This window comes from uncultured Bifidobacterium sp., assembly GCF_959020145.1.
In the GTDB taxonomy this organism is placed as follows: Bacteria; Actinomycetota; Actinomycetes; order Actinomycetales; family Bifidobacteriaceae; genus Bifidobacterium.
The window spans coordinates 194,175-205,010 of record NZ_CAUEQY010000001.1 but is presented as its reverse complement, the minus strand read 5'-3'; the positions used below and the strand labels follow the sequence as shown (position 1 = coordinate 205,010).

The window sequence follows — 10,836 nt, the reverse complement described above, 5'->3', positions numbered from 1 at the left end:
CGCGGTCTCAACCTTGGCAAGGTTGCGCTTTACCAACTAAGCTATGTCCGCATGTCTCCAGCAGATTCACTGCGTGAGCACGAGTATCTACTATAACCACATTCGTGTAATTTGCAAGTCAGCGTGTCGCGGTTTGGTTTATTCGTATTCACCGATGGCTGAAGCGCGTGTCACACCACCCGTTTTCGGTATACATTAAAAGCATGTGTGAGGAGAGCGCAATGCCCAAGACGATACTTATCGCCGCATTCGAAGGATGGAACGATGCAAGCCAAGCGGCCACGAACGTCGTCCGTCATTTGGTGTCCCGGTATGAGTCGCAGGAAGTGCGCCATATTGACAACGAAGGTTTCTACGACTATCAGGTGGCCCGGCCCATGATCTGCTCCGTGCAGGGGCGTAAGCGCATCATCTGGCCGCAAACGACTTTCTATGACATTGCCGTCTCCCCCATGCTGCACCTGCTTGCGCAAATCGCACCCGAACCCAATTACCGGTGGGAGGAATACTGCAGGCAGACGCTACGTGTCGCAGAAGACTATGACGTAAGTGATGTCATCACGCTTGGCTCCATGTTCGATGAATGCCCGCACACACGGCCATTGCCGCTTGACATCTCCAAAAGCGGCTGCGAATGCGAATCCGACAGGGAATACAACGGTCCGGTGGGCATCCCCAACATCCTTGATGCCTTCGCCGCCGAAGCGGGCTTTCCGACAACATCCATATGGGTATCCGTACCGCATTACTGTGCCAATACCGAATGCATGCAAGGCACTTTGGAGCTGCTGCGCGCCTTGTCTTTAATAATCGAGTATCCGCTTATTGAAGGAGATTTGACCAGAAAGGCCATGCAATGGCGTTCCGACGCCGATGGATTGGTGTCAGACATGCATGCCGGCGACTATTTGGCTCGTCTGGAACATGATTACGATTTGGACGCGAGAGCGAAGCGAATCGCCTCGAATGGCATGCCTGCCTGCGAGGAACTGCTTCGTGAGGCCGAATCACTTCTACGCAACGGCGTCTGAGTCGTTCCCCTCCAGGAGGAGGTCGCAGACGAAAAAAATCCCGGCCACCTTACGGATGGCCGGGATTCGCTTTATTTACGCCGAATCACGCTTACGCGGCGGCAACGACTTCCGTCGGGTGCAGCACGCCGCAGATTAGCAGCAGAGCCACGACAACGGCCAGCGCGATGCGGTAGATGGCGAACGCCTTGTACGAGAAGGTGGACACGAACTTCAGGAAGCCGATGATCACCACATAGCCGACCACGAACGCCACGATGGTGGCCGCGATGGTCGCACCCCAGCCCGGGAACATTCCCGCATTGCCTGCGGCCACATCCTTGACCGCGGAAACGGCTTCGAGGATGCCCGCGCCGAACACGGCCGGAATGGCCATCAGGAAGCTCACGCGCACTGCAGCCTCACGGGTATAACCCATCGCACGGCCGAAGGTGATGGTGCCGCCGGAACGGGAAACGCCAGGAATCAGCGCCAGCATCTGACCGATGCCGAAGATCAGCGCATCCTTCCAGGTCATCTCATCCATGGTCTTGACCTGCTTGGCGCGGGCGTCGACCACCCACAGCAGAATACCGAAGATAATCAGCACGGTAACGGTGATCCACAGATTACGCAGCGTGCTTTCGATGGCGTCCTTGAACAACAGACCGGCAATCAGAATCGGCAGCGTGCCGATGATGATGAACCAACCCATCTGCGTGTCGCGGTTATGCGCGCCCATACGGCTCTTGAAGTCCTTGCCCTCCTTGCCGAACAAGGAGCCGAACCACGCGCCGAGAATGCGTATGATGTCATGACGGAAATACAGGATCACGGCAAGCTCGGTGCCGATCTGGATGATGGCGGTGAACGCGGCACCCGGATCGGAGCCCAGCATCAAATCGCCGATGATACGGATATGGGCGCTGGAAGAGACCGGCAAGTATTCGGTCAACGCCTGCACCAGGCCAAGGAAAATCGCTTGGAAGAAATTCATGAACCCTCTTTATGTTCGTAGAAATATGGTTTCGTCTGCTTTTCCGTGACCAAGAGTAGCGAGAGGGGTCTAGTTTTCAAGGCATCCCGGCATAGTTGTCTCAAACCATGCACACAATGGAGCCAAAAGTACGCCGGCATGTCCGGCATGGGAGAAAGGCTCATCGGCATGGGCAAATACCGCAAAAGCAGGGCATTCAGCCCCGAAGGTTTCTTTGAATGCGAGGGACGCGGCCTCAAATGGCTCGGCGAGGCGCAATCGCAGGGCGGCCCACGCGTGGTCGACGTATACGACTGGGGCAAGGATTATCTCGACATTGAACGCGTGAACGCCTGCGGTCCGACCATCCAAGCCGCGCGCGATTTCGGTGTTGCGCTAGCTCATATGCATGATGCCGGTGCCGAACATTTTGGCTCCGCTCCAACTGGATACGACGGCACCTGCTATTTCGGGCCGTTGCAGGATCCCGTCCCGATGGATACCGGTGCCTGGGATGATGTGGCCACCTATCTGGCGGACGGCAGATTGCGTCCGATGGTACGACTCGGCATGAAACGTCGCGAACTGACCGACTATGACATGGAACTGACTGAAGCCGTTATCGACGCCTTGCCCGACATCCTAGGCAAGGCCGCCAACGACAAGCCCGCACGCGTGCATGGCGACCTGTGGAGCGGCAACGTCATGTGGACTGCTGATTCCGGTGACGTCGAAGCCGTGCTTATCGATCCTGCGGCTCACGGTGGGCACCGTGAGGAAGACCTTGCCATGCTCGACCTGTTCGGCATGTCATATCTTACGGACATCCTCGAAGGCTATCAGTCGGCGCATCCGCTTAAGGCCGGATGGCAGGACCGCATCACATTGTGGCAGCTCTACCCCATTGCAGGACATTGCGTGTTCTTCGGTGGAGGATATGTGAGCCGGTATCGCGCCATGTGCAGGTCGCTGCTCAAATAGGCGGGAATCACCCGCCACGCCAGATGTGAAAGAAGTCCGTATCCCAAGGTTATGAGTTGGGATACGGACTTCTTTTCATATGTCCCGTATTCGATTGGATTGCGAAAACTAGCGCAGCGCGTCCTTCAGCTTGGAGAAGAACCCCTTCTTCGCGCCGGACGACGGACGGGACTTCACGGCAACATGCTGGGCGTCCGTGTCGTGCATCTCGCCGAACCGCTCAATCAGCTCCCGCTCGTCATCGGACAGCTTCTTAGGAATCTCCACCACTACGTGCGCCACCAAATCGCCGCGCTCGTTCTTGTCGTCGAGATGCGTGACGCCGAGGTTCTTCAACGTCACGGTATCGTCCGGCTGGCTGCCGGCTGGGATATCCAGCGTCTGCCTGCCGTCGAAGGTGTCGATTTCGACTTCGTGCCCCAATACGGCCCAACTCATCGGCACCTTGATCCAACAATGCAAATCGTCGTCATCACGAGTGAACATGTCATCCGGCTTGATGCGGATATCCACATACAAATCGCCCGCGACGCCGCCATTTTCGCCGACCTCACCCTGATTAGCGAGACGCAGACGGGTGTTGTTCGCCACGCCGGCCGGCACCGCGACGCCGACATTGCGGGTGACGCGCACGCGGCCATGGCCGAGGCAGGACGGGCACGGCTTCTCGATGACCGTTCCATGGCCTTCGCAGCGTTCGCATGGCGCGGTGGTCATCATCTGGCCGAGCATGGTGCGTACCACGCGCTGCGCATATCCCTGACCGTGGCAGTCGGGACATTGTGTGGGCTGTGTGCCGTTCTGGCAGCCGGTGCCGCCGCATTCCTGGCACAGGCCGAACGTGTTGACCTTGACGTGCGTGGTGTCGCCGAACACCGCCGTCTTCAAATCGATGGTCGCGGAAACAAGCGCGTCACGCCCCGGCTGGGTGCGCGGAGTCGGTCCACCGCCGGTGCCACCGAATCCGCCACCGGTGAACATGCTGAAGATGTCCCCCATATCGCCGAATCCGCCACCGAATCCGCCACCGTGCATGCCGCCCGCATTCGGATCGTTCGGATCGACGCCGGCATCGTACATCTGCCGTTTCTTAGGATCCGACAGCACATCGTACGCGTTGTTGACTTCCTTGAACTTGTCTTCGAATTCCGGACCTGCGATGTCGGGATGGTATTTGCGGCTCATCTTTCGATACGCCTTTTTGATCTCGTCGTCGCTTGCCGAACGGTCGACGCCCAGCACTTCGTAATAGTCCGTCACGATTATTCTTTCTCCCTGTTGGTTCTGCGTGTCATTGTGCCATAAGGCGGGGTCAGTCGGCCGGCTGACCTTCATCGTGGGCGAGGAACGCCGTCAGATATCTGGCGACCGCCCTCACGGCGGCCATGGTCGCCGCGTAGTCCATATGCGTCGGCCCGATCGATCCGACGAATGCGACCGGTTCGCCCGCCTGCTGCGTATCATCACCGCTTTGATTTTCCGTCTGTGATGATGCGGCCGCATGCGTCGCGCCGTCCGTGGCGGCCGCGGAGGTACGCCCGTAGCCACTGGTTACCACTGAGGCGTGCAGCAAACCGGGCGTGTGCGTTTCGGAACCGATCGCCACTCCGACGCCGTCGGATTGCGTGGTTTCGCTCAGCGAGCTCATCAACTTCATGAGCACCACCTGCTCCTCCAACGCGTCGAACAGCGGGGCCAGGTCGGCCACCGTGCGTTGATGCGCAAGCCGTGAAGTGCCCGCCATGTACAATTCGCTCGCGCGTTCGTCATCAGCCATGCCATCAAAGGCCTGCGCAAGCGTTTCCGCAAGCGTGCTGATCGCATGGTATTCCTTGCGCGCTCCCATCTGTCGTACGCAATCGGCCGTGCGGGTCAGCGAAACGCCGGAGCATTGCGTGTTGATCTCGTTGGTCAGATGAGTGAGCGTCGTCACGTCCGGCAATTTCGTGACGTTGAGGATATGCTGCGCGACACGGCCGGTATCGGTGATCACTACGGCAAGCAGCGTATTAATGGACACTGGCACGATTTCGATATGCCGCAATGTCGACTTCGACAGTGACGGCGCGGCCACGACGGCGACCTGTCCGGTGATCTGCGCCAGCAGCCGGGCGGCCCGCTGCAGCGTGTCCTGCAGATTGACCGATCCGGACAGAAAGCTGTTGATGCCGCGGCGCTGGGCCTCCGATAGCGGAACGACCGTCGCCAAACGGTCGACGAAGTAACGGTACCCTTTTTCGGTCGGCACCCTGCCGGCCGAAGTGTGCGGCTGAATAAGATAGCCTTCATCTTCCAAGGCCGCCATGTCGTTGCGCACGGTGGCGGAGCTGACGCCGAGGTCATGATCCCGGGTCAGTGTGGTGGAACCCACCGGTTCCTGAGAACGGATGTAATCCTCGACCACGGCACGCAACACCAGCATGCGTCTTGATTGCGCCATGCGCGCCTCCTTATGCATAGGTGTGTGCCGGTACGCCTTATGTTTGACGGTGCTGATGAGACGTACCCGGAAAACTTCTTTTAATGTTTTAGCACTCCGGCGCCCGGAGTGCTAATTCGTTCGCTTCCAGAGTAGTTTCCTTCATGCGGCAAAGGCTTGCGGCGACTGGCATTGGGAGAGATATCGACAAACGAACATCTGAAGTTCACGCGAATGTTAATTGTGAGCGCTAACAGCACACAAACTACCAAAACACGCCAAAATTTCACCACAACGTCACCTCACATCGCTACTATGGGAAACGCAATGTGAGGGCGTCGAGCGCTCGGCACAAGCCGGATACGCGGCCCGACCAATTGGAAGGAAAGTAATCCATGACCGAATTCAAGGAGACCGAGCTGGACGAGCGCGCCATCAAGATGGCCAAGGTCCTGTCGGCCGACGCGGTTGAGCGTGCGGGACACGGCCACCCGGGTTCCCCCGTCTCCCTGGCGCCTATCGCCTACACCCTGTACCAGCACTTCATCAAGCATGATCCGAACGACCCCAACTGGGAAGGCCGCGATCGCTTCATTCTTTCCGGTGGCCACGCCTCCCTCACCCAGTACGTCCAGCTGTACTTCTCCGGCTACGGCCTGACCCTGGACGATCTGAAGAACTTCCGTGGCGGCGCTGACACCCGTACCCCGGGCCATCCGGAATACGGCCTGACCCCGGGCATCGAAATGACCACCGGTCCGCTGGGCCAGGGCTTCGCCTCCGCCATCGGCTTCGCCTATGGCCAGCGTTTCCAGCGTGGCCTGCTCGATCCGGAAGCTCCGGAAGGCGAGTCCCCGTTCGACCACAACATCTGGGTCATCTGCGGTGAAGGCGATATCGAAGAGGGCATCTCCGGCGAAGCCGCCTCCCTCGCCGCCAACCAGCAGCTCGGCAACCTGACCGTGATCTTCGATGCCAACCGCATCCAGATCGAAGGCGACACCAACCTGGTGCTGGCCGAGGACGTGCTCAAGCGCTTCCAGGCCTACGGCTGGTACACCGACGAGTTCAGCTTCATCCAGCCTGACGGCTCCTACAAGGAGGACGTCGAAGGCCTGGCCGACACCATCGCCAAGGCCCGCGCCGCCGCCCCGAACCAGCCGAAGCTCATCAAGGTCGACACCCTGATCGCATGGCCGACCCCGGGCAAGACCAACGACCCGTCCTCCCACGGCTCCAAGCTGGGCGCCGAGGCCGTCGCCGGCCTCAAGAAGCTCCTCGGCTACGACCCGGAGGAGTCCTTCCACGTTGACGAAGAGGCCCTCGCCCACGCCCGCAAGGTCGCCGAGCGCGGTCTCGAAGCCCACAAGGAATGGGACGAGAAGTACAACGCATGGCGCAAGGCCAACCCGGACAACGCTGCCCTGTATGACCGCCTCAAGGCCGGCGAACTGCCGGAGGGCTTCGACAAGGCCATCGATGACCTCGAGGCTACCTTCGAAGTCGGCAAGGGCGTTGCAACCCGTGGCGCTTCCGGTTCCGTGCTGAACGCCATCGCCGCTGTCATGCCGGAACTCTGGGGCGGCTCCGCCGACCTCGGTGGCTCCAACAAGACCGACCTCAAGGGCGCTGCCACCTTCGCCCCGGCCGAGTGCGCCACCAAGCAGTGGCCGAACTGCAACGAGTTCGGTCGCCAGCTGCACTTCGGCGTGCGCGAGTTCACCATGGGCTGCATCACCAACGGCATCCTGCTGGGCTCCCACACCCGTCCGTTCGGCGGCACCTTCTTCATGTTCTCCGACTACGAGCGTTCCGCCGTTCGTCTGGCCGCCCTCATGGAGATTCCGAACCTGTACATCTGGTCCCACGACTCCGTCGCCGTCGGTGAGGATGGCCCGACCCACCAGCCGGTTGAGCACCTTGCTTCCTTCCGCGCGATTCCTCAGCTTGAGGTCATTCGCCCGGCCGACGCCTTCGAGACCGCCGAGGCTTACCGTTACTTCTTCGAGAAGAAGAACACCCTGCCTGGTGCCATGGTTCTGACCCGTCAGGGTGTCCCGGTTCTTGCCGAGACCGCCGCCAAGGCCAAGGACGGTGTCAAGAAGGGCGCTTACGTTCTGGTCGACACCGAGGGCACTCCGGACGTCATCCTCATGGCTTCCGGTTCCGAGGTCCAGTGGGCTGTGGCTGCCGCCAAGACCCTGGCCGGCGAGGGCGTCAAGGCTCGCGTCGTGTCCGTGCCGTCCATGGAATGGTTCGAGGAGCAGGACGCCGAGTACAAGGAGGCCGTGCTTCCGGCCGCTGTCAAGGCTCGTGTCTCCGTCGAGGCCGGCGTTGCCATGCCGTGGTACAAGTACCTCGGCTCCTACGGCAAGCCGGTGTCCATCGAGCAGTTCGGCCTGCAGGGTGATGGCGCTCAGAACATGATCGATCTGGGCATCACCGCCGAGCACGTTGTGGAAGCCGCCAAGGCCTCCATCGCGGAAGTCGAAGCCGCCAAGTGATGATACGGGGAGGGACACGACAGCATGTGCCCCTCCCCTTTCACCGATAAACAAGATTTGATCCAAAAAGGTATCAAGGAGAAAAAACAATGACTGAAGCAACTCAGCGCACCTCTGACTCCGGTGTCTCGATCTGGCTGGACGACCTGTCCCGCTCCCGCATCGAGTCCGGCTCTCTGCAGGATCTCATCGCCAACAAGAACGTTGTCGGCGTGACCACCAACCCGTCCATCTTCCAGAAGGCTCTGCACGAGGTCGGCCCGTACGATCCGCAGCTGAAGGAACTGGGCAAGGTCGACGTTGAGACCGCCGTGCGCGAGCTCACCACCACCGACGTGCGCAACGCCACCGACATCTTCCGTGAGGTTGCCGAGAAGTCCGATTTCGTTGACGGCCGCGTCTCCATCGAAGTGGATCCGCGTCTGGCTCACGAGACCGAGGCCACCGAGAAGCAGGCCGAGGAACTCTGGGCCAAGGTGAACCGTCCGAACGCCATGATCAAGATTCCGGCCACCCTCGAAGGCCTGCCGGCAATCACCGCCACCCTGGCCAAGGGCATCTCCGTGAACGTCACCCTGATCTTCTCCCTGGAGCGTTACGAGCAGGTCATCGACGCCTACATCGAGGGCATCGCCCAGGCTGACGCCAACGGCCACGACCTGAAGCACATCGGCTCCGTCGCTTCCTTCTTCGTCTCCCGCGTGGACACCGCTGTGGACAAGCTGCTGGAAGCCAACGGCTCCGACGAAGCCAAGGCTCTCGAGGGCAAGGCCGCTGTGGCCAACGCTCGCCTGGCTTACGAGCTGTTCGAGAACAAGTTCGCCAACGATCCGCGTTGGGCTGCTCTTGAAGCCAAGGGCGCCAAGAAGCAGCGTCCGCTGTGGGCCTCCACCGGCACCAAGAACGCCGCCTACTCCGACTGCAAGTACGTCGACGAGCTCGTTGCTCCGTTCGTCGTCAACACCATGCCGGAGAAGACCCTGAACGCTCTCGCCGATCACGGCAATGGCGCTCCGTCCATCAAGGGCACCTACGAAGAGTCCCACGCCATCATGAACAAGCTCGCCGATCTGGGCATCAACATCAAGGATGTCACCGACAAGCTGGAAGCTGACGGCGTCGCAGCCTTCATCAAGTCCTGGGACACCGTCCTCGCCGACGTCCAGGCTGGCATCGACCGCGTCAACGGCTGAATCATTCGCTGATACAGCACCGTTAAACGGATAAAAGCCGAGAGGTCTCCATCTTTTGATGGAGACCTCTTTTTCGTATGCCGAAATAATACGCGCAGAAGACATACGGAAAGACAAAAAGGCCGCGATATCAGATCGCGGCCATAATCGAAAGAAAAGCGAACCGAAAATCAAGCCTGCCAATACGTGCTGAAGAAGTCGCCGATTTCGCCGATGGTCTCCTTCAACATGCTGATGCGAGGCAGATAGACCACACGGAAGTGGTCCGGTTCCTGCCAGTTGAACGCACCGCCGTGGCTGATGAGGATATGCTTGTCATGCAGCAGGTCAAGCGCGAACTGCTCATCGGAATGGATGTTGAACTTCTTCACATCGATCTTCGGGAAGATGTAGAACGCCGCTTTCGGTTTGACCGCGGTGATGCCTGGAATATCGTTGAGCATGTTGTACACCAACTCGCGCTGATCGTAGATGCGGCCGCCGGGCACCAGATAATCCTTGACGCTTTGATGGCCGCCCAATGCGGTCTGCACCACCGACTGCGCAGGCACGTTCGAGCACATACGCATGTTGGCCAGCATGTTCAGACCCTCGATGTAATCCTTGGCGAGACGCTTGTTGCCGCTCAGCACCATCCAGCCGACACGCCAGCCGGCGATCATATGGGACTTCGACAATCCGGAGAACGTCACGCAGAACAGGTCAGGCGCAAGGGACGCGATGGAGATGTGCTCCAACCCATCCATGACCAGACGGTCGTAGATCTCATCCGAGAAGATCATGAGCTGGTGCTCTCGCGCAAGATCGACAATCTGCTGAAGCACTTCCTTCGGATACAGCGCGCCGGTCGGATTGTTCGGATTGATGATGACGATCGCCTTGGTCTTGTCGGTAATCTTGGAACGCATGTCGTCGATGTCCGGATACCATTCGGAATCCTCATCGCAGACGTAATGCACCGCGGTTCCGCCGGCCAGATTCACGCAAGCTGTCCACAGCGGATAATCCGGCGACGGCACGAGTACCTCGTCGCCGTTGTCCAGCAACGCGGATAAGGACAGGTTGATAAGTTCGCTGACGCCGTTGCCGGTGTAGATGTCGTCGATGGACACGTTGGGGATGTTCTTCAGCTGCGCATACTGCATGATGGCTTTGCGCGCGGAGAACAGGCCCTTCGACGGCGAATAGCCTTCCGTGTCGGGCAGCTGCTGCGACATGTCGTAGACCACTTCATCCGGCGTGCGGAAGCCGAACGGTGCCGGATTGCCGATATTGAGTTTCAGGATGTGCGTGCCGGCGGCCTCCATGCGCGCGGCCTCGTCGGCGACCGGTCCACGGACGTCGTACAGCACGTTGTCGAGCTTGTGGGATTTCGTAAAAGTGCGCATGGTTCTTCCTTCTGTCGGTTGCTCGGATGCATCGTCAACATGGTCGGGCTGTTCACCGGCAAAATCCGGCAAAATCGCGGCATGCTCTTCCATGGGAACATCCTTGCCCATCAGCCAATCCTCGTTGACCCGCAGATACGCGGCAAGGAAATGCGCGATATCGGCACGGGGAACGGTTTTGCCACTGACGTATTGGCTCATATGGCTTTTGCCGAGCTTGATATTGAACTTTTCCGCAGCATGAACGAAATCAATCTGTTTAAGCTCGCGTAATGCCATGGCATCATTCAATCTGGTCGAGAATGATTCCGTCATGCCTATCCTTCCAGTTCAATTTAAACAAAAGCTAGTTCAAAGAATAGCAC

General features: G+C 59.3%; 8 protein-coding genes. 4 read left to right on the top strand and 4 right to left on the bottom strand.

Features of this window, described 5'->3' with window-relative positions; translation table 11 throughout:
* Window positions 1-203: 203 nt before the first annotated feature.
* The gene (locus Q5H33_RS00985; RefSeq protein ID WP_003809232.1) at window positions 204-1,031 is read left to right on the top strand and encodes a PAC2 family protein; all 828 of its coding nucleotides are present in this window, start codon (window positions 204-206) and stop codon (window positions 1,029-1,031) included.
* 91 nt (window positions 1,032-1,122) lie between these two features.
* Here the strand turns inward: Q5H33_RS00985 and Q5H33_RS00980 are convergent, their stop codons facing one another.
* On the bottom strand, window positions 1,123-2,007 hold the full coding sequence (locus Q5H33_RS00980; RefSeq protein ID WP_003809231.1) for an undecaprenyl-diphosphate phosphatase: 885 nt from the start codon (window positions 2,005-2,007) through the stop codon (window positions 1,123-1,125).
* Between the two features lie 168 nt (window positions 2,008-2,175).
* Here Q5H33_RS00980 and Q5H33_RS00975 point away from each other — a divergent pair, with 168 nt between their 5' ends.
* Window positions 2,176-2,967, top strand: coding sequence for a fructosamine kinase family protein (locus Q5H33_RS00975; RefSeq protein WP_033499530.1), 792 nt, complete (start codon window positions 2,176-2,178; stop codon window positions 2,965-2,967).
* 108 nt (window positions 2,968-3,075) lie between these two features.
* Here the strand turns inward: Q5H33_RS00975 and dnaJ are convergent, their stop codons facing one another.
* Entirely contained in the window at window positions 3,076-4,227 is a 1,152-nt protein-coding gene (gene dnaJ, locus Q5H33_RS00970) for a molecular chaperone DnaJ (protein WP_011743198.1), read from the bottom strand.
* A gap of 52 nt (window positions 4,228-4,279) precedes the next feature.
* On the bottom strand, window positions 4,280-5,407 hold the full coding sequence (gene hrcA / locus Q5H33_RS00965; protein ID WP_021912843.1) for a heat-inducible transcriptional repressor HrcA: 1,128 nt from the start codon (window positions 5,405-5,407) through the stop codon (window positions 4,280-4,282).
* Window positions 5,408-5,781: 374 nt separating this feature from the next.
* On the opposite strand from hrcA, the gene tkt reads away from it, so the two are divergent.
* Together tkt and tal are read left to right on the top strand one after the other, a co-directional pair.
* Window positions 5,782-7,890 carry a transketolase gene (gene tkt / locus Q5H33_RS00960; RefSeq protein ID WP_302422575.1) on the top strand — a complete coding sequence of 703 codons (2,109 nt, stop codon included), beginning with the start codon at window positions 5,782-5,784 and terminating at the stop codon, window positions 7,888-7,890.
* An 89-nt stretch (window positions 7,891-7,979) separates the two neighbouring features.
* Entirely contained in the window at window positions 7,980-9,083 is a 1,104-nt protein-coding gene (gene tal / locus Q5H33_RS00955; RefSeq protein WP_011743200.1) for a transaldolase, read from the top strand.
* A 170-nt stretch (window positions 9,084-9,253) separates the two neighbouring features.
* On the opposite strand, the gene Q5H33_RS00950 is transcribed toward tal, so the two are convergent.
* Window positions 9,254-10,786 carry an aminotransferase class I/II-fold pyridoxal phosphate-dependent enzyme gene (locus tag Q5H33_RS00950; RefSeq protein WP_003809207.1) on the bottom strand — a complete coding sequence of 511 codons (1,533 nt, stop codon included), beginning with the start codon at window positions 10,784-10,786 and terminating at the stop codon, window positions 9,254-9,256.
* Window positions 10,787-10,836 lie beyond the last annotated feature (50 nt).

What these genes read in the sequence shown, in the direction of transcription:
- Q5H33_RS00950 (WP_003809207.1), bottom strand. Translation starts at nt 10,786, where the DNA reads ATGACGGAATCATTCTCGACCAGATTGAATGATGCCATGGCATTACGC.
- hrcA (WP_021912843.1), bottom strand. Translation starts at nt 5,407, where the DNA reads ATGGCGCAATCAAGACGCATGCTGGTGTTGCGTGCCGTGGTCGAGGAT.
- tal (WP_011743200.1), top strand. Translation starts at nt 7,980, where the DNA reads ATGACTGAAGCAACTCAGCGCACCTCTGACTCCGGTGTCTCGATCTGG.
- Q5H33_RS00975 (WP_033499530.1), top strand. Translation starts at nt 2,176, where the DNA reads ATGGGCAAATACCGCAAAAGCAGGGCATTCAGCCCCGAAGGTTTCTTT.
- tkt (WP_302422575.1), top strand. Translation starts at nt 5,782, where the DNA reads ATGACCGAATTCAAGGAGACCGAGCTGGACGAGCGCGCCATCAAGATG.
- Q5H33_RS00980 (WP_003809231.1), bottom strand. Translation starts at nt 2,007, where the DNA reads ATGAATTTCTTCCAAGCGATTTTCCTTGGCCTGGTGCAGGCGTTGACC.
- Q5H33_RS00985 (WP_003809232.1), top strand. Translation starts at nt 204, where the DNA reads ATGTGTGAGGAGAGCGCAATGCCCAAGACGATACTTATCGCCGCATTC.